The 23,032-nt window shown below is 63.1% G+C and carries 23 protein-coding genes; 7 read left to right on the top strand and 16 right to left on the bottom strand.

The annotated features are described in order from the left end of the window. Positions 1-6: 6 nt before the first annotated feature. The 7 genes from QCE49_RS16725 to QCE49_RS16695 form a co-directional block, all read right to left on the bottom strand. Complete coding sequence (locus QCE49_RS16725) at positions 7-975, bottom strand: PDR/VanB family oxidoreductase (protein WP_008346721.1); 969 nt, start codon at positions 973-975, stop codon at positions 7-9. Positions 976-1,069: 94 nt separating this feature from the next. Then, entirely contained in the window at positions 1,070-2,380 is a 1,311-nt protein-coding gene (locus QCE49_RS16720; RefSeq protein ID WP_033535799.1) for an MFS transporter, read from the bottom strand. 129 nt (positions 2,381-2,509) lie between these two features. After that, positions 2,510-3,430 (bottom strand): LysR family transcriptional regulator, encoded by a 921-nt coding sequence (locus QCE49_RS16715; protein ID WP_033535823.1) that lies wholly within the window; start codon positions 3,428-3,430, stop codon positions 2,510-2,512. Positions 3,431-3,474: 44 nt separating this feature from the next. Beyond that, entirely contained in the window at positions 3,475-4,149 is a 675-nt protein-coding gene (locus tag QCE49_RS16710) for an ethyl tert-butyl ether degradation protein EthD (RefSeq protein WP_250456947.1), read from the bottom strand. Between the two features lie 2 nt (positions 4,150-4,151). After that, positions 4,152-4,670, bottom strand: a complete 519-nt coding sequence (locus QCE49_RS16705; RefSeq protein WP_250456946.1) for a flavin reductase — start codon at positions 4,668-4,670, stop codon at positions 4,152-4,154. A gap of 28 nt (positions 4,671-4,698) precedes the next feature. Next, the gene (locus tag QCE49_RS16700; RefSeq protein ID WP_008346712.1) at positions 4,699-5,889 is read right to left on the bottom strand and encodes an acyl-CoA dehydrogenase family protein; all 1,191 of its coding nucleotides are present in this window, start codon (positions 5,887-5,889) and stop codon (positions 4,699-4,701) included. A gap of 32 nt (positions 5,890-5,921) precedes the next feature. Then, positions 5,922-7,274 (bottom strand): MFS transporter, encoded by a 1,353-nt coding sequence (locus QCE49_RS16695; RefSeq protein WP_250457054.1) that lies wholly within the window; start codon positions 7,272-7,274, stop codon positions 5,922-5,924. Positions 7,275-7,617: 343 nt separating this feature from the next. Between QCE49_RS16695 and QCE49_RS16690 the strand changes: the two genes are divergently transcribed. Together QCE49_RS16690 and catA are read left to right on the top strand one after the other, a co-directional pair. After that, positions 7,618-8,820: a porin gene (locus QCE49_RS16690; RefSeq protein ID WP_008346709.1), complete on the top strand. Its 1,203-nt coding sequence runs from the start codon at positions 7,618-7,620 to the stop codon at positions 8,818-8,820. A gap of 181 nt (positions 8,821-9,001) precedes the next feature. Beyond that, positions 9,002-9,937: a catechol 1,2-dioxygenase gene (gene catA, locus QCE49_RS16685; RefSeq protein WP_175981631.1), complete on the top strand. Its 936-nt coding sequence runs from the start codon at positions 9,002-9,004 to the stop codon at positions 9,935-9,937. A gap of 86 nt (positions 9,938-10,023) precedes the next feature. Here the strand turns inward: catA and QCE49_RS16680 are convergent, their stop codons facing one another. Beyond that, complete coding sequence (locus tag QCE49_RS16680) at positions 10,024-12,222, bottom strand: hybrid sensor histidine kinase/response regulator (RefSeq protein WP_250456945.1); 2,199 nt, start codon at positions 12,220-12,222, stop codon at positions 10,024-10,026. Between the two features lie 586 nt (positions 12,223-12,808). Between QCE49_RS16680 and QCE49_RS16675 the strand changes: the two genes are divergently transcribed. Beyond that, complete coding sequence (locus QCE49_RS16675; protein WP_250456944.1) at positions 12,809-13,228, top strand: hypothetical protein; 420 nt, start codon at positions 12,809-12,811, stop codon at positions 13,226-13,228. Here QCE49_RS16675 and QCE49_RS16670 read toward each other — a convergent pair. The 4 genes from QCE49_RS16670 to QCE49_RS16655 all read right to left on the bottom strand — a co-directional run bounded on the left by QCE49_RS16670 (position 13,217) and on the right by QCE49_RS16655 (position 14,794). Next, a complete protein-coding gene (locus tag QCE49_RS16670) occupies positions 13,217-13,414 on the bottom strand; it encodes a hypothetical protein (protein ID WP_008346702.1) in 198 nt (65 codons plus the stop codon). The two genes, QCE49_RS16675 and QCE49_RS16670, sit on opposite strands and share 12 nt — an antisense overlap. Beyond that, positions 13,411-13,629, bottom strand: coding sequence for a hypothetical protein (locus tag QCE49_RS16665; protein WP_250456943.1), 219 nt, complete (start codon positions 13,627-13,629; stop codon positions 13,411-13,413). The genes QCE49_RS16670 and QCE49_RS16665 overlap by 4 nt, the downstream gene beginning before the upstream one ends. A gap of 87 nt (positions 13,630-13,716) precedes the next feature. Continuing rightward, positions 13,717-14,226, bottom strand: a complete 510-nt coding sequence (locus tag QCE49_RS16660; RefSeq protein WP_008346698.1) for a hypothetical protein — start codon at positions 14,224-14,226, stop codon at positions 13,717-13,719. 61 nt (positions 14,227-14,287) lie between these two features. After that, positions 14,288-14,794 carry a ferritin-like domain-containing protein gene (locus QCE49_RS16655; protein WP_008346696.1) on the bottom strand — a complete coding sequence of 169 codons (507 nt, stop codon included), beginning with the start codon at positions 14,792-14,794 and terminating at the stop codon, positions 14,288-14,290. Positions 14,795-15,167: 373 nt separating this feature from the next. Here QCE49_RS16655 and QCE49_RS16650 point away from each other — a divergent pair, with 373 nt between their 5' ends. The 3 genes from QCE49_RS16650 to QCE49_RS16640 all read left to right on the top strand — a co-directional run bounded on the left by QCE49_RS16650 (position 15,168) and on the right by QCE49_RS16640 (position 17,476). Then, complete coding sequence (locus QCE49_RS16650; protein ID WP_008346694.1) at positions 15,168-15,539, top strand: CidA/LrgA family protein; 372 nt, start codon at positions 15,168-15,170, stop codon at positions 15,537-15,539. After that, complete coding sequence (locus QCE49_RS16645; RefSeq protein ID WP_008346692.1) at positions 15,536-16,270, top strand: LrgB family protein; 735 nt, start codon at positions 15,536-15,538, stop codon at positions 16,268-16,270. The genes QCE49_RS16650 and QCE49_RS16645 overlap by 4 nt, the downstream gene beginning before the upstream one ends. A 99-nt stretch (positions 16,271-16,369) precedes the next feature. Continuing rightward, complete coding sequence (locus QCE49_RS16640; RefSeq protein ID WP_250456942.1) at positions 16,370-17,476, top strand: NADH:flavin oxidoreductase/NADH oxidase; 1,107 nt, start codon at positions 16,370-16,372, stop codon at positions 17,474-17,476. A 51-nt stretch (positions 17,477-17,527) separates the two neighbouring features. Here QCE49_RS16640 and QCE49_RS16635 read toward each other — a convergent pair whose 3' ends face one another. The 4 genes from QCE49_RS16635 to QCE49_RS16620 form a co-directional block, all read right to left on the bottom strand. Next, the gene (locus tag QCE49_RS16635; protein ID WP_250456941.1) at positions 17,528-19,345 is read right to left on the bottom strand and encodes an HAD-IIB family hydrolase; all 1,818 of its coding nucleotides are present in this window, start codon (positions 19,343-19,345) and stop codon (positions 17,528-17,530) included. Further along, positions 19,346-20,401, bottom strand: coding sequence for a glycosyltransferase family 4 protein (locus QCE49_RS16630; RefSeq protein WP_250456940.1), 1,056 nt, complete (start codon positions 20,399-20,401; stop codon positions 19,346-19,348). A 40-nt stretch (positions 20,402-20,441) separates the two neighbouring features. After that, positions 20,442-21,521 carry a glycosyltransferase family 4 protein gene (locus tag QCE49_RS16625; RefSeq protein WP_250456939.1) on the bottom strand — a complete coding sequence of 360 codons (1,080 nt, stop codon included), beginning with the start codon at positions 21,519-21,521 and terminating at the stop codon, positions 20,442-20,444. Between the two features lie 138 nt (positions 21,522-21,659). Next, positions 21,660-21,947, bottom strand: a complete 288-nt coding sequence (locus QCE49_RS16620) for a DUF6566 family protein (protein ID WP_008346683.1) — start codon at positions 21,945-21,947, stop codon at positions 21,660-21,662. A gap of 145 nt (positions 21,948-22,092) precedes the next feature. On the opposite strand from QCE49_RS16620, the gene QCE49_RS16615 reads away from it, so the two are divergent. After that, a complete protein-coding gene (locus tag QCE49_RS16615) occupies positions 22,093-22,935 on the top strand; it encodes a formate/nitrite transporter family protein (RefSeq protein WP_008346682.1) in 843 nt (280 codons plus the stop codon). Positions 22,936-23,032 lie beyond the last annotated feature (97 nt).

Below are 23,032 nucleotides of genomic sequence, written 5' to 3'. Positions count from 1 at the left end.
TTTCGCTCAGAGATCGAGCACCAGCACGGGCGAACGGGAACGCGACACGCAGCAGCAAATCACGCTGTTGCTCGCGCGTTCCGCTTTGCTCAAACAGTGATCGCGATGCTCGGGCTCGCCGCTCACGACATCCACCATGCACGTACCGCAAACGCCTTCGCCGCATGAGGTATCGACTTCTATGCCGATGGAGGCGAGCGCATCGACAATCGACGTGCTCTTGTCCACGCGAACCGTTTGTCCGCTGCTTGCGAGTTGCACCTCGAAGCTGTCCAACGAGGCTTCGGCCGTGGCAATCGGCTCGGCTTTGAAGCGCTCCAGATGGATCGCGTCCGCGGGCAGGCGAGCTTGCGCCGTCTCGACCACGGCATCCATGAAGGCGCTCGGCCCGCATGTGTAGACGTGTGCGTTCGGACCGGCATCGCGGATACATTCGTCGAGCTTGTCGCGCTGCTCGTGCCGCTCGACGCCGAAATGCAGCTTCACGTACGCGTTGAACGGGGCACGCGTCAGCAAGGTCATGAATGCCGCATGCGCCTCGCTGCGCGCGAAGTAATGCAGCGTGAAGCGCGCATTGCTCGCGACGAGGCGATAAGCCATCGACAGCAAGGGCGTGATGCCGATGCCCGCGCCGATCAGAATGTGCTCGCTTGCGGCCGCGTGAAGCTGGAACAGACTGCGCGGCGCGCCGACGGAAAGCTCGGAGCCCACGGTCACTTCCTCGTGAAGCGAGCGTGAACCGCCGCGCGATTGCGCTTCCTTCTTGACCGCGAAGATCTGCGTCCGGAGACATGCCGGATCGCCGCAGAGCGAGTACTGACGCGTGACACCCGAGGGGCCGGTCACATCGATATGCGCGCCGGGCTCATAGGGTTCGAAGGGCGCGCCGTCGATTCGCGAGACGCTGAACGAGCGCACGCCGTGCGCTTCCTCGCGCAACGCGTCGACTCGGACTTTCACGGTTTGAGCTTGCATGATCGCCTTCCTTTCGATGTGTTTCCCACAACCATGCATCGATCTTAGAGCCGCACGCCGAATAAGAAAAATAGGCTAAAAATCGTGTATCGCATCAATGTGACTGATGACGCGTTTCGTGCGTGAAGCGCAGCGTGACGACCGTCACGAGACTGAGCGCGATGAGAAACACCGCGACGGGCCAGGACGCGTGATAGTGCGAAAGCAACGCGGTCGCGAGGAGCGGCGACAGACCGCCAGCGAAAATCGAAGCCACTTCATGCCCGAGCGCAACGCCCGAGTAGCGCACTTCCGTGCTGAACAATTCGCCGACGAGCGCAGGCAAGGTGCCGATCATCGCGCCGTGACAGACGGCCGTGCCAAGCACCAGCGCAAGCCAGATGAGCGGCGTCGAATGCGTGTCCAGCAGCCAGAAGAACGGGAAGGCCATCGCCGCGAGCGATGCGGCGCCGATCATATACACGGGCTTGCGTCCGATGCGATCGGAGAGCTTGCCCCACAGCAGCATCGCGATCATTTCGACGACCATCGCGAGCATGACGCCGGTGAGCATCGTCGAATTCGGAATGCCGATGAACTTGCCGTACACCAGCGAAAACGCGAGAAAGATGTACGCGCCGCCGTTCTCCGCGACGCGCAGGCCCATCGCCATCAGTATTTCCTTCGGATGACGCTTGATCGCTTCGAGCACCGGCATATGCGACGTCTTGCCCGCTTCTTCCGCGTTCTCGAAGTCGCGACTCTCAGGCAGGCTATGACGAATGTAGACGCCGAGCGCGAAGATCACGATGCTCGCGAGAAACGGCAGGCGCCATCCCCACGAGATGAACTGATCGTGCGGCAAGGCCTGCACCGCGAGAAACGCCGCCGAAGAAAGAACGAAACCGCCGCCGACGCCGAGCTGACTCCACGCCGCGTAATAGCCGCGCTTTTCAGGCGGCGCGTTCTCGCTGATCATCAGCACGCCGCCGCCCCATTCGCCGCCGGACGCGATGCCTTGCAGCAGGCGAAGTGCGACGAGCGCAACAGGCGCCCACAGACCGACGTGATCGTAAGTCGGCAACAGGCCGATGCCGAACGTCGCGAAGCCCATGATGAGCAATGTCCAGACGAGCGACGCGCGCCGTCCATAACGGTCGCCTATATGGCCGAACACGATACCGCCGAGCGGCCGTGCGACGAAGCCCATCGCGAATGCCGCGAACGCGCCGAGCGTGCCGATCAGCGGGTCCGCATTGGCCGGAAAAAACAAACTGCCGAACACGAGTGCGGCCGCCGTTCCGTAGACGAAGAAGTCGTACCACTCCATCGCGTTGCCCGCGACCGACGCAATGACGATACGTCTGAGCGTGCGATCCGGCATTGCTGCGCTGGTTTCGGCGGTCGAGGTATGAACTGTTGCCATGTCTGCTCGCATTGAATGAGAAGGGCTGCAGCCTTCTTGAGGCTTCGCATGACAAACAGTGTCGTGGCGACACTCACCCCGGTCAAATTCGCCGAAAAGAACGCGTGATATCAGCGCAGCAAATGAGCGTCACGCGTCGGGCTGGCGAAACATCGAATGGATCGTATTGCGCAGCCACGCCACGCCCGGATCGCTCGTGAATTGCGTGTGCGAGTGCACCTGAATCTCGATGGGCGGCAGCGCAAAAGGCAATGGCAGAATGCGAAAGGCCTTACTACGATTGAAGCGCAGCGCGATGCTCTTGGGGAAGAGCACGGCAAGGTCCGTGTTCATCACGATTTCGGGCGCCACGACGAAATGCGGCAGCCGGACCGCGACATCGCGCTTGAAATTCAGCTCGTCGAGCCATTGCTCGACCATGCGATGGCCCGTCGCGTTGGTGCTCGCGTAGACGTAGCGCAAGGCGGTCAGGTCGTCGCGTGTCGGCCGCGACTTGCGTAACGGATGATTGGCGCGCACGACGCATACATGCTCGTCGACGAATAGCGTCTCGCTCACGCATCCCGCGTCGAGACCCGGCACATAGCCGAGCGCAAGATCGATTTCTCCGGCGCGCATGGCGCTGCTTACGGATTCCACCGGAACATTGACCGCTTCGATTCGAATGCCGCGCGCCTCGCGGTCGAGCAGCGCGACGAGCGGCGGCAGAAAAAAGAATTCCGACATGTCCGACATCGAAATGCGAAACACGCGCCGGGCGGTCGCGGGATCGAAGCTGGCGAGTTGCTGGACCGCCTCGTTGATGATCGACAACGCCTGCGCGAGCGGCGGATACAGCCGATGCGCGGCATCGGTCGGCACCATGCCGGCGGGCGTGCGCACGAAAAGCGGATCACCGAAGATCGTGCGCAAGCGCCGTAGCGCATGACTGACCGCGGGCTGCGTCAGTTCGAGACGTTCGCCGGCGGCGGTCAGGCTGCGCAAATCCCAGATGGCGAGGAACACGCGCAGCAGATTGAGATCGGCGATACCGGAGTTGAGCTTCGTCATACACGGTTGACTCACGAACGAGCGCTGGTCGCGCCATGCGGCCATCAATGTGTGGCGAGATTACCGTATGTGCTGTGCATTGCAAAATGCGGCGTGGCTCCGCGATAGGGCGGCAAGGTATGGAAATCGCGCCGCATCGATTCGCGCACCGGCGAGGCGAGTGCGTCGGCGAGCGCGGACGCATCGTCGAAGACGACCTTGTTGCGTTGCATCGCACTCGCGCGCGTGCAAGGCAGGCCGATGGTGCAATCGATGCGCGTGTAGATCTCCAGCTCGCGCAATCGCGGCAAGGTGGACATCAACGGCGCGTGATGCCGCAGGTAATGCGCGAGCCATGTGTCGAAGTCCTCGGCCGGCCCTTCGTACGCGACGAGATAGGTGCAGCGCTGAATGCGCGCTTGGGTGGATGGCGCGTGCGAGGCCAGCGCGCGCACGGCCATGACTTGCTGCATGAAGCGCCCGGCGATCAAAGGTTCTCGAAGCGCGCGATGGATCGGGCCATCGAGTCTCGCGGCAGCTTCGAGCGCGGCGAGTTCATCGAAATACAGTTGAAGCACGCACGATGGCGCATCGGCCGCGGGCGGAATGCGCGGATCGACGTGTTGCGCCATCGGCTCGTGCACGACCAGACTGCGTAAGCCGTCGATGCGCTGCAATGGTGCAATATCGACCAGCGGGCGCTGCCCGCCCGCATCGATCAGAAACAGGCAGATTTGCATACTTACGCCGCCTCGCAGGAAGCAGCCGCGCGCGCGAGCCGATGAAACTGCCGGCCGAAGTACACAAGCCCATCGCCGTCTTCGCGCGAGCCGATGTGTTCTACCTGTACGAAAAGCACTGAATGCGAACCGACCTGCTTGCTGTCGACGATACGGCCTTCGAGACTCGCGATTGCATCGTCGAGCACGGGAAGTTGCAATGCGCCAGGCCGCGAGCCGCAGCGCGCAAAGCGCTCGTCCATCGAGCCTCCGTCCATGCCCGCGAACGCGCGCGCCAGTTCCTGCGCGTGCGCGCCCAGCACGTTGATGCACGCCCGGCCGTTACCGAGCAGCACATCGTGAACGTAACTCGACTGATTGATGCAGACGAGCATCGTGGGTGGCGTATCGGTCACGGAGCACACGGCGCTTGCCGTGATACCGCAGCGTCCGTGCGGGCCGTCGGTGGTAATGACGTTGACGGCGGCGCCGAGCGAGGCCATCGCGTTGCGAAACTGTGTGCGCGCTTGATCGTGTGTCATGGCAGATGTCCTTTCAGGATTCGCGGGTTCAGGGATACGGCGTAACGGGCGGAATGCCGACGAAGATCGCGCCCGATGCGTCGTAATTGCCTTCGCCGAGAAAGGCGTGTTGCGTGACGACGATCGAATCGCGTACCAGACGCTGCATCCGGTTCTCGCGGTAGATCGCGCCGATGCCCGCCATCTTGTACGCCTGCATCACGATATCGGCGCAGGTGTGGGCGGCGTGCGTCGCCGACAGACGCAGCAAGTTTGCTTCGGCAGGCAACACCGGGTCGCCCGCGAGCACCGTGCGCCACGATGCTTCCGCGCACTCGAAGAAGAACGCCCGCGCGCTGCGCAGTTGTGCTTCCGCCTGCGCGAGCCCGGAACGATAGTAGGCGCGATCGGCGAGACGCGGCGCACCGGTCGTGGTTTTCGTCACGCCGGACATCCCCGCCAGCAGGTCGAGCGCCGCGCGCGCCAGGCCGATGTTCACTGCCGCATGCACCTGCGCCTGATACGCGACGGCGGGATACCGGTACAGCGGTTCATCGATCAGCGGCGTGCCGCCGCGCACGAAGGTCCATTGTTCCTCGACGTATTTGTCCTTCAGGCGCAGATCATGGCTGCCCGTGCCCTGCATGCCGACCACGTTCCAGTTATCGACGATCTCCACTTCGCTCGCCGGGAAAACCGCAGTAAAAGGCTTGCCGGCGTTTTTGTCGTCGGTGCCGGCCGGTGCCCCGCCGATTCCCACGCCGATCCAGTCCGCGCCCTTGCAGCCGCTCGCAAAGCGCCACTGTCCCGACACGAGGAATCCGCCGGGCGCGCGCTCGGCCTTTTGCAGCGGATACAAGCCGCCCGCGAAGACCTGATCGGGACCGGCCGCATAGATTCGCGCCTGGGTCTCCACAGGCAGTGAAGCCAGGTACGTGTTCGCGGAGCCGAACGCCGCGACCCAGGCGGCCGATCCGTCCGCGATCGCGATACGTTCGAGCATCTCGAGGAAGCGCGCGGGCGGCAGCGCATCGCCGCCGAAACGTTTGGGCGTGCTCGCGCGGAAAATCCCCGCGCGCTTCATCTTGCCGACCATATCGCGCGGCACGTGGGACAGGGCGTCGAACTCGTCGCGGCGGCGCTCGACTTCCTCGATCAGCGTATCGAGGTGCAGCGGTCCGGCGTACTCGGGATAGTCGTTTTGCGAATCGATGATGGCTTCGCTTCGAAGGGCTTGCATAGGTGATACCTCTCGGTCGATGTGTGTCGATGTCATTCGGGCTGACGGCGTGCAGCGGCGCGCATCGCTTTGGGATACGTCTCGCGTGCGAGCAGCGTGGCGACGACGGTGATCAGGCCCAGTACGCCCAGATAAATGGCGACTGGCACGGCGCTGTGATAGTGGGCGAGCAACGCGGTGGCGATCATCGGCGAGAGGCCGCCGCCGAGTACGGAAGAGACTTCCCGCCCAATGCCGAGTCCCGAGAAACGCAGGTGCACCGGCAACATCTCGCTGATGAACGCGGGTTGCGCGCCTTCGAGAATGCCAAGCGTGATGCTGTTCGCGAGGACGAGCGCCGCAACCACCTTCCAGTACTCGCCCGAGCCGAGCAGCGCGAAGTACGGCCACGCGACCAGTACGATGGCGATTGCGCCGGCGAGATACACCGGCTTGCGTCCGACCTTGTCGGTCACCCAGCCGAAGAAGAGCGAAACGGGGATCATCAGCAGCATCGAAATGCACAGGCCGCTCAGAACCCAACTCGACTTGATGCCCAGAAACTGCCCGTAGGCGATCGAAAATGCGAAGAAGAGGTAGGACGCCGCGCCCTCGCCGAAGCGCAGGCCGAACACGGTCAGCACTTCGCGCGGACATTGGCGCAGCACTTCGATGACAGGCATCCGGCTTTCGTGGCGCGTCGCCTTGACTTCGGCGAATGCGGCACTTTCTCCGACGGAGCGGCGCATCCACAAGCCGAGAAGAACGAGTGCGGCGCTCGCGAGAAACGGAAGGCGCCATCCCCAGCTCTGAAAGTCGCCCGCCGGCAAGTTCTGCACCAGCAGGAACGCACCGGTGGACAGGACGAAGCCGAGTGCCGCGCCACACGGGCTCCACGCCGCGAGCGCGCCGCGCTTCGATTGCGGCGCGTTCTCGTGGATCAGCAGGATACTGCCGCTCCATTCGCCGCCGGCGGCCAGTCCCTGAAGAATGCGCAACAGAACGAGCATCACGGGCGCCGCAATGCCGACCTGCTGATAGGTCGGCAAAACGCCCATCAGGACCGTGGCCGTGCCCATCGTGAGAAGGGTCAGCATCATCACGACCTTGCGGCCGTAACGGTCGCCGATATGTCCGCATAGCACGCCGCCGATGGGTCGCGCGATGAAGCCGACCGTGAAGCCGCCGAATGCGGCGATGGTGCCCGTGAGCGGATCGGTGCCGACCGGAAAGAACAGCTTGCCGAAGACGAGCGCGGCGGCGGTGCCGTACAGAAAGAAGTCATACCACTCGAGGATCTGGCCGAGCACTGCCGTCGTGACTGCACGGCGCACGTTGCTTGGGCGACGAGCCGATCGGGTTTGAGCGAGCGCGCTCAGGTCGGAATTCAGAGCTTCAGGGTTCATGGTTGGGGAAGACATGAGGTGATGGTTCCCGCTTCCCTGATGCTCAAGAAGCGGTGCGAGTCGTATCGATGCGATGCGATGGGCCCACGATATGAGCCTCGATAATCGCGGTCAAATTCGAGACAAAAATGCGCGACATGAATCTGGTGCATGTGCCGTTGCATGTCGTACGGAATAGCCCTTGCCTCGCATGACATATCGATCGCGCTTATCGCCGGTCATGCTTTTGGCTTATTTGCCGCGTGAAACGAGCGGCCGCAGACTGCGTGGCGCATCGCATTCATCACCGCAATGAGCCTTCATTGCGTCAATCAACAGAACGACTCGCATGGAACACGCACGTATGAAACTCGCCTTGGGAACTTCTCTGGCGCTGCTTGCAGTTGCAGGCACGGCGCATGCACAAAGCGCGGTGACGCTGTACGGCATCGTCGACGATGGCTTCAACTGGACATCGAACGCCGGCGGCCACAATCTCTACAACCTGTCGAGCGGCGTCATGCAGGCCAGCCGCTGGGGATTGAGGGGCAGGGAAGAGCTTGGCGGCGGGCTTGCTGCGCTGTTCGTACTCGAGAACGGCTTCGACCTGAATAACGGCTCGCTTGCGCAGAAGAACCGCGGCAGCACGCAAGGTCTGATGTTCGGCCGGCAGGCGTACGTGGGCTTGTCCAGTGCTTACGGCACCGTGTTGCTCGGGCGGCAATACGATTCGGTCGTGGATTATGTGGGCCCGTTCGAGTCCGGTACCCAGTGGGCGGGATATATCGGCGCGCATCCAGGCGATCTGGATAACCTCAACAACGCGTATCGCGTGAACAACGCGATCAAGTTCGTCAGTAAGGCTTACTACGGCGTTACCTTCGGCGGCGTCTACAGTCTGGGCGGCGTCGCGGGTGCGGTCTCGCGCAACCAATTGTGGTCGCTCGGTGCGGGCTATGCGAACGGCCCGCTGACGTTGGGCGTCGGTTACCTGAACGCGCGCAATCCGAACGTCGGCTTCTTCGGCGACAACGGCGCAAGCACGCCGCCCGCTGCGAGCGCGAACTTCATCTCTTCGCCCGTCTATAGCGGCTATGCATCGGCTCGTACCTATCAGGTGGTCGCGGCAGGCGCTGCTTATGCATTCGGCGCGGCCACGGTGGGTGCAACGTATTCCAACGTGCAGTTCAAGAACCTCGGCGATACCGCGAACTCCGGTCCCAATCCGCGCGGCTATTCCGGCAATGCGAACTTCAATAACGTCGAAGTCAACTTCAGGTATCAGCTCACGCCGGCGCTCCTGCTCGGCGCGGCATTCGACTACACGAAGGGCGGTGACGTCGATTCGGCCACCGGCAACAATCCCGGCGCCAAGTATTACCAAGGCGCGCTCGGCGCCGATTACTTCCTGTCTAAGCGCACCGATGTCTATCTGATCGGCGTGTACCAGAAGGCATCCGGCATCGATTCCACCGGCACAGCGGCGGTTGCGGCGATCAACAACCTCACGCCGTCAACGAGCGATCGTCAAAGCACGGTCCGCGTGGGCATCCGCCACAAGTTTTGAAGCCAGCCGACATTCGCGCCGGGATGTCATCCATTTCACGGATGGCATCAACCACATTTGATCTATTTGACGGATATGCGGGTGCGGCCTAATTTGTCGTCGAGACGAAGCGTGAGTCCGCGCGTCGTACCGCGGAACGGAAGACCTGTGTCGTACCCCCCATACCTATGGAGACAACATCGTGAGCGTCAAAGTATTCGATACGAAGGAAGTTCAGGGCCTGCTTTCGGCCGCCGCCAATCTCGGCAGCGATAACGGCAATGCACGTGCGAAGCAGATCACGCATCGGCTGCTAAGCGACCTGTTCAAGGCCATCGACGACCTCGATATGACGCCCGATGAAATCTGGGCAGGCGTGAACTACTTCAACCGGCTCGGTCGCGACGGGGAAGCGGCCTTGCTCGCGGCGGGTCTCGGTCTCGAGAAGTTTCTCGACATTCGCATGGATGCGCAGGACCGTCACGCGGACATTCACGGCGGCACACCGCGTACCATCGAAGGTCCGCTGTATGTGGCGGGCGCACCGTTGCGCGATGGTGTGGCGAAGATCGACCTCAATCCGGACGATGACGCCGGGCCGCTTGTCATTCGCGGCACCGTAACCGGTCCCGACGGCAAGCCTGTCGCGGATGCCGTCGTGGAGTGCTGGCATGCAAACTCCAAAGGCTTCTACTCGCATTTCGATCCGACCGGCGCACAGAGTGACTTCAACTTGCGTGGCGCGGTGAGAACAGGACAAGACGGCAAGTACGAGTTCCGCACGCTCATGCCCGTAGGCTATGGATGCCCGCCTCACGGTTCGACGCAAGAATTGCTGAACGCGCTTGCACGGCATGGCAATCGTCCTGCACACGTTCATTTCTTCGTGACGAGCGATAACTTCCGCAAGCTGACCACGCAGATCAACATCGAGGGCGATCCGCTCATTTGGGATGACTTCGCGTATGCCACGCGCGAGGAATTGATTCCTCATGTCGTCGAAAAGAAGGGCGGCTTTGCGCTCGGTCTAAAGGCGGACGCTTACAAGGAAATTCAGTTCGATATCGCGCTGACTCGCCTCGTCGAAGGCAAGGACAATCAGCTTGTCAGTCGTCAGCGCACGGCGGTGACGGCTTAAGTCGGCGAAGCGGCTGACTCCGCTTCCATTTGCTGCGGCAGCGACGATGTTCATCGCGTTGGCGGCGATGGGGCGAGAGTGACGAATCACCTGATCGCGGGTGCTACGCTCTGCAGCAAAGCCTGAAGGTCGTCGATGTTGAAGGGCTTGGAAAGAATCGTTACACCGGCGTTTTTTGCTCGTTCGAACTCATCGGCATAGCCGGTCATCAGCGCAATAGCCTGCTTCGGCCATTTCCGCCGCACTTTTTCCGCAACATCGATTCCGTTGTTGAGCCCAGGCATTTGAATGTCGGAGAGAATGAGATCGAACTTCGCGCCGTCCTCCAGCAGACCTAACGCTGCATCTCCGGTGAGTTCGTGTCGGGATTGCCAGCCGAACACCTCCAGTACGGCCGAAAGTCCCGCGGCCACTTCCTCGTTGTCTTCGACCAGCAAAATGGAACCCTTGGTCGCCTCCGTCACGGTGACGGGTGGTGAGGGAGACACGGTCGTCGCTTTGGCTTTGGCTTCGGCCTGCCCGGAGCCACGGGGAAGAATGAGCGACACGGTCGTTCCTTTACCTTCCTCGCTCTCGATACGTGCTGTTCCGCGCGCCTGCTCGCACATCGCGATGACCTGCGCAAGGCCGAGCCCCGTGCCAGCGTTCGCGGCTTTGGTCGTAAAAAGCGGCTCGAATGCGCGTTGCATCACTGATGCCGGCATTCCGACGCCGGTATCGGAACAAGCGATGACAACATAGTCACCGGGCTTCAGGCTTCCTTTCGAAGTATCGAGCGTGATATTCCTGGTGCGAATGGTAAAGTCGCCGCCGCCGGGCATTGCATCCCTGGCATTCACCGCAAGGTTTATCAGCGCCGATTGAAGTTCGGTTTGGTCAACGTAGATTGGCCAGATTTCGTCAGAAGACCTGATGTGAAAGCGGATGCGCTCATTGAGCGACATCTGAATCAGAGAGGCTTCCCGTTCGAGCCAATCTTTGACATCCACGAACTCCTCACGCAGCGGTTGCTTGCGAGCGACGCTGAGTAGCCGCCTTGCCAGGACCTCCGCCGAAGCGGAAGCCCGTTCCACTGCGATGACTTCTTTCTCCAGTCCGTTGAAGTGCTTGCGACGGGCCAGTTCCATGTTCGCCTTGACCACCATGAGGAGATTGTTGAAGTCATGCGCGACGTTTGCCACGAGATTGCCGAGTGCGCCCATACGCTTCATCTGACGGCTTGTTGCTTCCGCGGAAACGCGCATCCCGAACTCGGCTTTCCATCTGTCCCACGCCGTTCGTTCACGTTTCAGACGGCTCAAACTGAACACGACCAGAAACCAGATGCCTACGCATGGAACCAGCGTCGCAATGGCAATCAGACCGTCGTGTCGCAACCATCTGTATGTAACCGTCGAGACCGGGATTCCGGAGGTCACGTAAAGCGGGTATGAGCCGACCTCTCGATACACCAGGAGCTTCTCGACGCCGTCGAGCGTCGAGAAACCCCTGAGACGTCCGCTTTGCCGATTAGCCTGAATAGCTTCCAGCAAGGGTTGACTGCTTGTCGGTGCGCGTCGCGCTTTTGGCTCGGGAAATCGAACGAGCGTAGTACCGTCGCTTCGGAAAAGCCCGACCGTCAAAGCCCGGTCATGTGCGGTCAGCCGGTCGTAGAACGACGAGAAATAATCGCGTCGAAGGGATATGGCCAAGACACCGAGATACTGGCCACTCGAGTCGTATCGAGGGAACGTCACATCGAAAACGTCCCGAGCCGGGTCGGATATTTGTTCGGGCCGCAGCATGCCAACTGCCGCAGAAGCGGCATGGCGTGCAGACCAGATATCCGAGCGGTCTCCAATCGATTGAAGGCCGACCGGATAGGTGCTGCTGCTGGCAAGCAAATTTCCTTTCCGGCCAAAGACAGCAATCGAGAAAACCGATGGCACCCGCTCGGCGGTTTGCCTCAGAAAGCGATGAACAGATTGCTGTCGCGCGCGAAGTGGGACATCCCCGTCGTCACCGAGAAAGGCCATGATTCGAAGCGATACCTCCTGATTCACGTCGAGGACTTTTACGGCCTGCTCCTCGGCAACTCGCGAGAGTCTGTCGATTCCTTCAGTCGAATCCGCGATTCTGGTTTGAAAACCGAAATAACCGTACGTGGCGAGAAAAAGCAATGGTGTGATGATTGATGCTGCAAGCACGGCGAGCAGCATGCGCCGGGTCACGCCAAAGTCGCGTGGCGGAACGGGGATATCGAGCGCAGTGCTGTCCGGGACAGATGTTTCCTGATGGGCAATCATGGGACTTCGGGGCGGGGCGCGAAGGCGAAGTCTATTCAGATGTTCGTACGACGTCAAACTTACCGTTGGCGCGGCGGTCGTCGACGTGTTTAAGGGCCGGATAGATACGGCGTCATGGATTCTTTTGTTTGCTCGCACGATTTTCTTGAAGCCGTGCGTCTGTGTTTGGCGAGCGTTCGTATTGACTGATACGTCGGTAGATTTGTGGCCGACGCCGTAAAACTTACTTGAATCTGAACAAGATTGGAGAACTCCCATGCTTCACCAACTCGATGTCCGTAGAACCCTTGCGTTGTCGGTTTCCATCGCGACGTTGTTAGTTGCAAGCTCGGCAGTTGCAGCTGGTAATGGCAACGGTGGAAATGGCAGCGGCGGATCTCACGGTGCCGCCACGTCGGGCATGACGTATCACAGTGAGCCGGTATCGAGCCCTTGGAATCGAGTTCCGGGGGACATGCCGAGAGAGGTAAATTCGACGGATGCCAAAGCGCGCTCGACGTCGGCGGGTACGCCCGATATGTCGATGGCACCGGGAGAATAGGGTATCGGGTAATCGACTGGAAGAGGGCGGCGACGTTCTCGCGATGTGAATATTTCGGATGCCGATGCAATTACCCAGCAATCGACGACTTACCCGCACCGCATCCGACCGACGGCGAAGCCGGTCAACCCCGGCGCGGGCGAAGCCGACCTGGCAATGCGCGGCGCGACGCCGCCTCGCCAGTCGTACCTGTTCGCTTACTGGCTCGCACCCGCGGGTGCGTCGCTGGCGGCGGTCGCCGGGAAGCTGGCGGCAGCCGGCGCGGATGACCCTGCGCTGTCGCTTGCCGCGGTGCTTCCGCCGCTCGTATTGCGGTTGCAGCCCGACGTCAAGCAGACGGACGCCGTCACTGCGGCGATCAACATGGCCCTGATCGTGATGGTTCGGTTCATGGCGTGCTCCTCATGGACTTATCGAGTCAAATGGCGCTGCGTTCGACCGGCAGCGCCGATGTCAGTCGGGTGACTTCAGGCGGTCGCCTTCGCTTTGCGTGCCCGGCGGTGTTCCCGGCTTGGTAGCGGGACCGGCGTCCGGCGCGCGATCCTCGTTGGGGCCGCGCGGCGCCGGCTCCTTCGGGTTCGCCGGGATGTTCTCGGTGTGTCCCGGCACCGGCTGCCCTTCGATATGCTGCGGCGTCTGTTCGTCGGTCATGATTGCCTCGTCGATGCCTGATGGTTGTCCGGCTTGGGATCGGGTTCCGCCGTGGTATCGGTGCCGCTCTTGCCATTGCTGCGGTTGGTGATCTCGCCGGTTTCGTCGAGGACGTCGTCGAGATCGTCGTCGGCATCCTCGTCGGGAGCCGACAACCATTGAAGCAGCGGCAGACGCGCTGTGTACTGCGATGCAGGCATGAAGAAGTGGGTCATGGTGATCGCTCGATTGGCTGAAGGTAGTGAGATCGAGCAAGCGTTATTCCATCAGCGTGACGAGCGCATGCATTGCCGACTCCGCACTCAGGCGCCGTTGCCATCGCTTCGCGCTGCGCCACGCATCTCGTCCGCCGGACGCGGAAAGCCCGTGCGGTCAAGATAAAGCTGGGCGTAATGCTCCGAGCGTTCGCTGCGCTGCCGCGCCCGGTCATCGGACAGCGAAGTCACCGCGCGCGCATCGAGCGCGGTGACGCCCGCGACGTTGAGCAAGGCGCCGAGCGCACGCGTGTGCGCGCCTTGCCGGCGTTCGCGTGGCGCCGTCGCCACGGTCATCAGATCGAGCGCGTCGCCGCCGATGCGCGCCATCAGATACGGAGACGGATCGCGCGACGAAAGTATGCCGATGCCGCAGGCAATCTCTCTCAGCCCATACAGCCTGACGAGGCCAGGGCTGACGCGCAGGCCGGACATGCGTGCGACGGTACGGGGCGCAAGCAGTTGGGCGGTTCCCAATGCGAGACTGAAGAATGCGAGTCCACGGGCAAGCGAGTGGCCCTTCGCTTGCTGGTTGTCGGTCGCGGGATACTGGCTCATGGTGTGTTCCGGCTAGGTATGACGACTGGATGAACGAACATGTCGAAGCCTTATGCAAGGCTTATTTCTTCGCTTCCTGACCGGATGCCGAGCGGTCGAGATATTCGGTCGAGATGGAAGGGATGTGTTCGAGCAGCCATTGCGCCATTGCCTGCTCCTGAGGCAGGATCCGTTCGCACGCGGCCCGGGTTTCGGCATCGCCGCAGCGCGTCGCTGCCGCAATCAGCGAGGTGTAGGACGCGATCTCCATGTTCTCGAATACATAGCTCATGATGGCGCCTTTCACGACTTCGTCGGTCATCGTCATGCCGCCCGCCGCTTGCGCGAAGGCCATCATCTTGGCGGCAAGATCCTTGACCGTCGATGTGCTGCCGCCGAGCCGCTCGATGCACGCGGCGACGATCTTCTGCTGGTCCAGCGTTTCTTCCAGATGCTGATCGATACGCGCCTTCAGTTGCGGATAGTGCTCGAGGCGCCCGGACTGCGCGCGCAGCATTTGCTCGGCTTGCTGTTCCATCGCGTGCGCGTCGCGAAGCCAGTCGAGCAGGTGTTCGGTCGGTTGAGCCATGGTGTCTCCCGGATCGATGTGAACGGATGAGCGAAGCAATCGCGCTTCGCGCTGCCCGATGACTCGCAATCGTCATGCCGCGCATGTTCGTGGCATGACGACGAATAGTTAGGATGCCCTTCGTACTGTTGCGACATGAAAATAAAGCGCGATACTTTAAGCGCGCCTTGAATGGCGCGTTATCTTCCGTGGCTTCAGCCCGCCGTTTTCAGGCGGGCCTTTTTTTTGCACAAAGTCGCATCAAGCGGGGCAGATGGATCGACCAGCCCGTGCCCGATGTGCGGGCGAGTCACGCGCTTCCCGAGCATCTCGGGTACGCTTCGTCCGCTGCCGAAAGAAGGCATGAACATCGCACGCACCAGGAGTTTTTCCCATGCTCGCCGCAATTGCTACATTGCTCGTTTTCCAGTGTCTCGGAGAAGGGCTTTCCTATCTCTTCAGCCTGCCGGTGCCCGGCCCGGTCATCGGCATGCTTCTGCTCGCCGGATACTGCGCATTGCGTCCGGCCGCCGCGGCCACGCTCGAACCCACGGCGCTCGAACTGCTCCGGCACCTGTCTCTGCTGTTCGTGCCGGCGGGCGTCGGCATCATGGTTTCGGCGCATGCGCTGCGCGGCGACGTGCTTGCCGTCGTGTTCTCCGTTGCAGTCAGTACCACACTCGCGATCGCCGTCACCGCGCTCGTCATGCGTGCGATGCTGCGCGGCCGCCGCCGCGTCGCCCATGAACACGGAGACCGCACATGATCCCGGTGCCGCACTTCGGAGCGATCTGGGTCTATCTGGCGGCCACGCCGCTGCTCGGCCTTACCATCACGCTGCTCGCGTACCTCATCGCGCAGCGCATCTACGCGGCGTGCCGCTTCAATCCGCTCGCCAATCCGGTGCTGATTTCGGTGGCCATCGTCGTCGTGGTGCTCAAGACGAGCGGCACGGCCTACGAAACGTATTTCGACGGCGCGCAGTTCGTGCATTTTCTGCTCGGGCCGGCCACGGTCGCGCTGGCGTTGCCGCTTTATCGGCAGTGGGCGAATCTGAAGCGGCTCGCGTGGCCGATTCTCGTGAGTCTCGCCGCCGGCTCGCTGACCGCGATCGTATCCGCCGTGTCCGTGGCGGCCTTGCTCGGGGCGTCGCGTCAGTCGATTGCCTCGCTCGCGCCGAAGTCCGCGACGACGCCCATCGCGATGGCCGTGGCGAAGGAGATCGGCGGCGTGCCTTCGCTGACGGCGGTGCTCGTCATCACGACGGGCGTGTTCGGCGCCGTCACCGCGCGGGGTATCCTCAATGTGCTGCGCGTTTCCGACGTCGAGGCGCGCGGCTTCGCGCTCGGCGTGGCGTCGCATGGCATCGGCACGGCGCGCGCCTTTCAGGTCAGCGAAGAGATGGGCGCGTTCGCCGGCCTCGGCATGGGGCTGAACGGCGTGTTTACCGCGTTCGTCGTGCCCGTTCTGCTGCCTGTGTTGTCGAAGCTGCTGTGATGTCCGCGCGCCCGGCTTGAATGTCGCACGGAATAGCCATTGCTGGCGACGGCATGGGTCGCGCCCCTCGCGACGTCACAACCGCCAAGGAACCTGTCCATGTCACAGCCTGCACTGTTCCAACCTGCGCGCTTGCGCAATCTGACCCTCGCCAATCGCATCGTGATCGCGCCGATGTGCCAGTACTCCGCCGAAGACGGCTGCATGAACGACTGGCATCTGATTCATCTCGGTCAGCTCGCGCTGTCCGGCGCGGCCTTGCTCACCATCGAAGCAACGGCCGTGCTGCCGGAGGGACGCATCACATATGCGGATGTCGGTCTCTGGAACGACGAAACCGAAGCGGCGCTGAAGCGCACGCTCAACGGCATCCGGCGATGGTCGGACATGCCGGTCGCGATCCAGTTGAGTCACGCGGGACGCAAGGCATCGACCGATGTGCCGTGGGAAGGCGGCGCCCAGATTTCAGCCGATCACGCGCATGGCTGGCAGACCGAAGCGCCTTCGAGCGTCGCCTATGAGGACGGTGAAGCGCCGCCGGTCGCGCTCGATGCGGCCGGACTCGCGCGCATCCGCGATGCGTTCACGGCGGCCGCCACGCGCGCGGCGCGTCTCGGCATCGATCTCATTCAGATCCACGCGGCGCATGGCTACTTGCTGCATCAGTTCTTGTCGCCGTTGTCGAACCGGCGCGACGATGAATACGGCGGTTCGCTCGAGAACCGCATGCGTTTTCCGCTCGAAGTGTTCGACGCCGTGCGCGCCGCATTTCCCGCCGAGCGGCCGGTGACGATCCGCGTGTCCGGCACCGATTGGGTCGAAGGCGGCTGGGACATCGAGCAGACCGTCGCATTCGCCAAAGCGCTCGAAGCGCGCGGCTGCGATGCCGTTCACGTATCGAGCGGCGGGCTTCATCCGGCGCAGAAGATTCCGGTCGGGCCGAGCTATCAGGTGCCGCTCGCGCGCGCCGTGAAGCAGGCGGTCGGGATGCCGGTCATCGCGGTCGGGCTGATCACGGGCATCGAACAGGCGGAGGCCATCGTCGGAACCGGCGATGCCGACATGATCGCGCTCGCGCGCACGGCCCTGTACGACCCGCGCTGGCCGTGGCACGCCGCGGCGGAGCTGGGCGCACAGGTGCGCGCGCCGAAGCAGTATCTGCGCTCGCAGCCGCATCAGTACCGGCATCTCTTCGAAGAAGACTGATCGTGCGATGCGGTCGCGCGCTCGAAGGGAGCGACGCTTGCAAGCCGGTTCTCATGGCGGCGTTCGTTCGCCGCCCTTCGCGCCAGGCGCGAGCACGTTCGGCAACACCGGATTCTCGGGCTGCGTATAGCGCACCTGCACGAGACGGGTGATCGCAGCGAGGCTCTCCTCGGCGGAATCCCGATGTTCGCGCTCGACGGCGGCGGTTTCGTCGGCGAGTTCGGCGTCGCCGATTACATCGCGGAACCACGTCGAATAGTCGCCGCGCCGCAGATGAAAGAGCCATGTGTCTTCATCGACGCCATCGGCCAGTTCGAGGAAAAGCGTGAGGTTGTGCGCGCGCAGCTTGAGCCGATTCTCCGGCCCGCGAAAGTAGAAACTGCGCTCGGGGATAAGCATGCCCGCCGCATATTTGCGCACATGACGGCGACGCTGCGTTTTGGCCGGCTCCACGCGAACGATGCGCGGATCGCCCCAGGCGTCGCCGCTGAGCGGCTCGCGCCGCCAGACGAGCGCCTGACCGACTTCGGGCGCGCCCGATAGCCGGCGCGGCATCGCGATGCCCGCGGCGCGCGCGAACTCCTCGAGCGCTTCCCAGGCGCCGGGACCTGCGCCGATGAACACGTTGACGCGTTCGAGCACGCGCTGCGAGATCGCGTTCGGATGCACCGTCGCGAAGATGGCCGGGCCGAGTTGCTCCGGCAGGGTTTCGTCGGCGGCGTTCGCGGCGTTCGGGAAAAGCTGATGCGCCTCGTCGAACAATATCCAGTGCGGCCGCCCGTTGAGCGCGCGCGTCGATTGCAGCTCGGCGAGCAGTTCGGCGCAGTACGAAGGCCGCTCGGCGAACGCAACGTGCATCAGATTCGCGACGACAGGCTGGCGCGGCTGACGCAGCAACTTCATGATGTCGTCGCCTTTGGGCGCGTGCTCCGCATTGCCGATGGCGAGCGTCTTTTCGAGGTTGTCGAAATCGCCTTCCGGATCGAGCGCGCAGAACTGATATCCCGCCGCGCACAGACGCTCCATGAGTCCGGTCAACAAGGTCGACTTGCCGCCGCCCGACTGCCCGGCGAGCAGCGCGACGGTGCCTTGCTGTTCGAGCGTTTCGGCGGTGTCTTCATCGTCACCATCGCCGCCATCGCCGCTTACGGTGCGATGCCCGATCAGCAGGTTGTGCCGCGCGTCGCGTCGGCTCAGGTGTGCGAGGTCGTCGGCCAGAATCTTGTCGATGAGTTCCGCGACGGCCGCCCCGGCGACGCCTTCGAGACAGATATCCGCGTGCGCCTTCAGCACATCGAGCGCGTTGCCGACCGCGGCGCCGAACTCGCACGCGTCCAGCAGCGGATGATCGTTCTGCGCATCGCCGACGCCGACGGCATTGCGCGGCGAGAACGCCATCGCATCGAGGGCGGCATCGAGCCCCGTCGCCTTGCTGATGCCGGGCGCGAGAATCATCACCGCGTCGCCGTTGAACACGACGTGCAGATCGAGGCCGAGTTCGCGGATCGCTTCGTGCGCCTGTTCGTCGTACGGGCGTGATGTGGCGACGAGCGTCTCGCTCACGCTCAGGTGCTTCACGCCGCGTTGCCGCATCGCTTCGACGAACGCGGCGGGCGGCGGCGGCGCGAGAAGCGTGCGTTCGCGCGTCGCCGGGTGATAGAGCACGCCGCCGTTCTCCGCGACCACATACGAAAACCGGTCGATGCCGTCGCACAGACTCAGCAGATCGTCGAGTTCGCGGCCGGTGACGAGCACCATATGGCGGCCGGATTCGCGCAGCCGGTCGACGGCGCGCCACGTCGCTTCATCGACGCGGCCATGCTGCGCCAGCGTGCCGTCGTAATCGCTTGCAAGCACCATGCAGCGCATTCAAACCTCCGTCAATGTGAGCCGCGCGGTGCGCTCGCGCACGAGCCGCTCGTAGACCTCGACATAAGCACGCGCCATGCGCTCCGCCGTGAAAAACTGCTCGAAGCGCGCGCGGCATGCGCGCCGGTCGATCTCCGGCAATCGCGCGACGGCTTCGACCGCCTCGTCCTCGTCGCGCACGATGAACCCGCTCACGCCATGCTCGATGATCTCCGGCACCGAACCGCGCCCGAACGCGATGACCGGCGTGCCGCACGCCAGCGCTTCGATCATCGCGATGCCGAAGGGCTCCGGCCAGGCGATCGGAAAGAGCATCGCGCGGGCATGGCCGAGCAGTCCGCGCTTGCCGTGATCGTCGAGTTCGCCGACGAATTCGACGTGCGGCGCCTCGATGAGCGGTTCGACATCGCGAATGAAGTAGGGGCGATCCGCTTCATCGATCTTCGCCGCGATCCTGAGCGGCACGTTCGCCCGCCGCGCGATGCGGATGGCCGCGTCCGGTCCCTTCGATGGCGCGATACGTCCGACGAACGCGAGATGCTGTTCCGCCCGCGCCTGAAACGGCAGCAACGCCGCGGGCATGCCGTGATGCACGGTCGCGGTCCAGCCGGCCCACGGCATCGGCTCGCGCTGCGCATCGGAGATGGACACGAGCGGCACATCGGCGAAACGCCGGTAAAGCGCGTCGAGGCCGGGCACGTCGAGCCGCCAGTGAAGCGTCGTAACGTGCGCGGCATCGAGCCGGCGCGCGTACGGAAAGCTCATGTAGTCCGTATGAAAATGCACGATGTCGAAATCGCCGGACGCGCGCACGACGTCCTCGAGCATCGCGAAGTGGAAGGCTTGCGGATCGGCGGTGTCTTCGAGCAGTCTCACGGCGCAGTCCGAACTCGCGACGAGCTTCGCGCGTGTGCGCGAGTCGGCGCTTGCAAAGAGCGTGACGTCGTGTCCCATCTTCACGAGTTCTTCCGTGAGCCAGGACACGACGCGCTCTATGCCGCCGTAACGTCGCGGCGGCACGCTCTCATAAAGAGTGGAAACCTGAGCGATGCGCATGGCCAATTACGCGAGTGAATGCAACCGGGGACGGCAATCGTCATGCCTGCATCGGGTCGCCGGGTGCCCATTCCTCGCCGCCTCGCGCTGGATCCGCGAGCAGCGTGCGATAAATCGCGAGGTAATCGCGCGTCATGCGCTCGGCGCTGAAGCGCCGCTCGAAGCTGCGCCGGCAATCGTTGCGACGAATGGTGCCGAGTTTCTGCACTGCACGCACGGCCTGTTCGACATCGTCGACGATGAAACCCGTCACGCCATGCTCGACGATCTCCGGCACCGCACCGCGCCGGAAAGCGATCGCGGGCGTGCCGGAAGCCATCGCCTCGATGAGCACGAGGCCGAAGGGCTCCTCCCAGCCGATCGGAAACATCAACGCACGCGCGTGGGAGAAGAGTTCGAGGCGCGTCTCGCCGCCCACTTCGCCGAGATATTCGACGAACGATTGCGAGGCCTCCAGCATCGGATAAATCTCTTCCCTGAACCACGCGCGTTCGCCGGGATGCACGGCCGCGGCGATCTTGAGTGGCAGCCCCGCGCGCCGCGCGATCTCGACGGCGCGCTCGATTCCCTTCTCGGGCATCATGCGGCCCACGAAAAGCAGATAGTCGCCGCCGTTCGGAGAGAAGCGCATGGCATCGAGCGGCAGGCCATGATGCACGGTGCCGATCCAGTTGGCGTGCGGTGTGTCCTTGCGCTGGCTGTCCGAGATGGAAACGAGCGGCGCATCGGGATAAGCCTCGTAGAGCGGACCGTGATCGGGCACGAGCAGGCGGCCGTGCACGGTCGTAAGCGACGGACACGACATATACCGCTGCAATGGCAGATGAAACGGCTCGCCGTGGAAGTGGACGAGGTCGAACTGCGCGGAGCGGCGCACGACGGCGTCGAGCTGACGCAGATGATGGCTCGTCGTATCCCACACGCGTTCGTCACGCCAGAGTCCCACCGGATGTGTCGCGCGAAGGCGCGCCTGGGTCTTCGAGTCGCCCGCAGCGAACAATGTGACGTCGTGACCCCACGCGACGAGTTGTTCCGTCAGCGCCGAAACGACGCGTTCGGTCGCGCCATAGGCTTTGGGGGGAACGCTTTCATAGAGCGGTGCAACTTGTGCGATCTTCATTTTGCGGTCCTTGCGGGCCGTTCGCTGCAAGCCCGATTGCTTGCGGATGACGGATAAGCTCGCCGAGCAATCGAAGGGCCACACGCGCGACGATCGCGGGTCGCGCTCGAAGCAGGCACGTCGCCGCCGCGATTCAGATCATTTGTCCTGGACGCCGGGCTTCGCCGGATGGCCGATTGCGCCGCCGGTGTGCTGATTGTCGTGGCCGGCGAGATATCGATCGATCAGCCGGCGCGCCTGTTCGACGCCGCCGCGCAGCGCTTCCGCGCTCGTCAGCCAGTTGGGTTCGACCGTCTCGACTCGAGGCAGAGCGACCGGCCGTCCGTTGCGGGTGACGCGCAGCTCGGGTGTCCAGTCGCCGGTTGGCGTTTGTTTCGTCGATACCTCGACGTCGTAGCCGCCAAGGGAAAAGGTCTCGGTTTTCATCGTCGGTCTTGTATCGGTTGGATCGGTTGTTTCGGGTGAACGAGGTCGCAGCAGCAGGCCCTATGCCCGACAGGCATCGAATCTGCTGTAAGCACGCATCGCATCGTGCACGACGCACGCAGCAGCGGCCTCAGGAGAAGAGTCAATGTCCGAATCGCAAGCAGGCGCCGAGTCGCCCCACCTCGACCACGATCAGCGCGAGCAAGCCGCGGATCATTCGACGCCGCATGCGCTCGTCATCCACGAAATCGTGCGCGAAGAGGGCGAAACCGCGATGGAGCGCACGGCCTCGGCGCTCATATGGTCCGGGCTCGCGGCCGGTCTTTCGATGGGTTTCTCCTTTCTCGTTCAGGCGATCTTGCAAAGCGAGCTGCCTGCATCCAAATCGCAGCATCTGATTGCAAGCCTGGGATATACGATCGGCTTCGTGTTCGTCATCCTCGGGCGTCAGCAGCTTTTCACCGAAAGCACGCTGACAGCGGTGCTGCCCGTGCTCACGCGGCGTGACTTGCGCACAGTGGGTAAAACGCTGCGCCTATGGTCTATCGTGTTGTTGTCCAATCTCGTCGGAACGGCCGTATTCGCCGCGCTTCTGCAGTTCAAGGACGTGTTCGATCCCGACGTCAACGCGGCGCTCGCGGAGGTCGCGCGTGCGCCTTTCAGCGCCGGCTTCGGCGTCACACTGGTACGCGCCGTCTTCGCCGGCTGGCTGATCGCGCTGATGGTCTGGCTCTTGCCGAGCGCGCGGTCCGCGCGCCTGCTCACCATCCTGCTCGTGACTTACACCGTCGGCGTGAGCAAGCTGACGCACGTCATCGCCAGTTCGGCCGAGGCCGCGTATGCCGTGATGACGCACGCCGCGAGCATCGGCGATTACTTCGGCGTGTTCCTGCTGCCGACGCTTCTCGGGAACATGATCGGCGGGATATCGATGGTCGCGATCGTCAACCATGCGGCCATCGCGCCGGAAATCGGCGACACGCAGTAATGCGGACTCTGTCGCCACCGGAGCCGTGGACCGCTGCACCGTCAGCGGGATTTATCGCACCACGGCTGGGTCATTGCTGAACCGGCGTGGATCACGC

The sequence above is a fragment of the Caballeronia sp. LZ008 genome (assembly GCF_031451435.1).
In the GTDB taxonomy this organism is placed as follows: Bacteria; Pseudomonadota; Gammaproteobacteria; order Burkholderiales; family Burkholderiaceae; genus Caballeronia; species Caballeronia zhejiangensis.
This window is presented reverse-complemented; position numbering and strand designations above follow the sequence as displayed.

Excerpts from the sequence above, each read along its gene's own strand:
- QCE49_RS16645 (WP_008346692.1), top strand. The coding sequence starts at position 15,536 with ATGATCCCGGTGCCGCACTTCGGAGCGATCTGGGTCTATCTGGCGGCC.
- QCE49_RS16615 (WP_008346682.1), top strand. The coding sequence starts at position 22,093 with ATGTCCGAATCGCAAGCAGGCGCCGAGTCGCCCCACCTCGACCACGAT.
- QCE49_RS16640 (WP_250456942.1), top strand. The coding sequence starts at position 16,370 with ATGTCACAGCCTGCACTGTTCCAACCTGCGCGCTTGCGCAATCTGACC.
- QCE49_RS16660 (WP_008346698.1), bottom strand. The coding sequence starts at position 14,226 with ATGAGCCAGTATCCCGCGACCGACAACCAGCAAGCGAAGGGCCACTCG.
- QCE49_RS16630 (WP_250456940.1), bottom strand. The coding sequence starts at position 20,401 with ATGCGCATCGCTCAGGTTTCCACTCTTTATGAGAGCGTGCCGCCGCGA.
- QCE49_RS16635 (WP_250456941.1), bottom strand. The coding sequence starts at position 19,345 with ATGCGCTGCATGGTGCTTGCAAGCGATTACGACGGCACGCTGGCGCAG.
- QCE49_RS16620 (WP_008346683.1), bottom strand. The coding sequence starts at position 21,947 with ATGAAAACCGAGACCTTTTCCCTTGGCGGCTACGACGTCGAGGTATCG.
- QCE49_RS16715 (WP_033535823.1), bottom strand. The coding sequence starts at position 3,430 with ATGACGAAGCTCAACTCCGGTATCGCCGATCTCAATCTGCTGCGCGTG.
- QCE49_RS16695 (WP_250457054.1), bottom strand. The coding sequence starts at position 7,274 with ATGAACCCTGAAGCTCTGAATTCCGACCTGAGCGCGCTCGCTCAAACC.
- QCE49_RS16680 (WP_250456945.1), bottom strand. The coding sequence starts at position 12,222 with ATGATTGCCCATCAGGAAACATCTGTCCCGGACAGCACTGCGCTCGAT.
- QCE49_RS16655 (WP_008346696.1), bottom strand. The coding sequence starts at position 14,794 with ATGGCTCAACCGACCGAACACCTGCTCGACTGGCTTCGCGACGCGCAC.
- QCE49_RS16670 (WP_008346702.1), bottom strand. The coding sequence starts at position 13,414 with ATGACCGACGAACAGACGCCGCAGCATATCGAAGGGCAGCCGGTGCCG.
- QCE49_RS16700 (WP_008346712.1), bottom strand. The coding sequence starts at position 5,889 with ATGCAAGCCCTTCGAAGCGAAGCCATCATCGATTCGCAAAACGACTAT.
- QCE49_RS16705 (WP_250456946.1), bottom strand. The coding sequence starts at position 4,670 with ATGACACACGATCAAGCGCGCACACAGTTTCGCAACGCGATGGCCTCG.
- QCE49_RS16710 (WP_250456947.1), bottom strand. The coding sequence starts at position 4,149 with ATGCAAATCTGCCTGTTTCTGATCGATGCGGGCGGGCAGCGCCCGCTG.
- QCE49_RS16650 (WP_008346694.1), top strand. The coding sequence starts at position 15,168 with ATGCTCGCCGCAATTGCTACATTGCTCGTTTTCCAGTGTCTCGGAGAA.
- QCE49_RS16625 (WP_250456939.1), bottom strand. The coding sequence starts at position 21,521 with ATGAAGATCGCACAAGTTGCACCGCTCTATGAAAGCGTTCCCCCCAAA.
- QCE49_RS16690 (WP_008346709.1), top strand. The coding sequence starts at position 7,618 with ATGAAACTCGCCTTGGGAACTTCTCTGGCGCTGCTTGCAGTTGCAGGC.
- QCE49_RS16725 (WP_008346721.1), bottom strand. The coding sequence starts at position 975 with ATGCAAGCTCAAACCGTGAAAGTCCGAGTCGACGCGTTGCGCGAGGAA.
- QCE49_RS16720 (WP_033535799.1), bottom strand. The coding sequence starts at position 2,380 with ATGGCAACAGTTCATACCTCGACCGCCGAAACCAGCGCAGCAATGCCG.
- QCE49_RS16665 (WP_250456943.1), bottom strand. The coding sequence starts at position 13,629 with ATGACCCACTTCTTCATGCCTGCATCGCAGTACACAGCGCGTCTGCCG.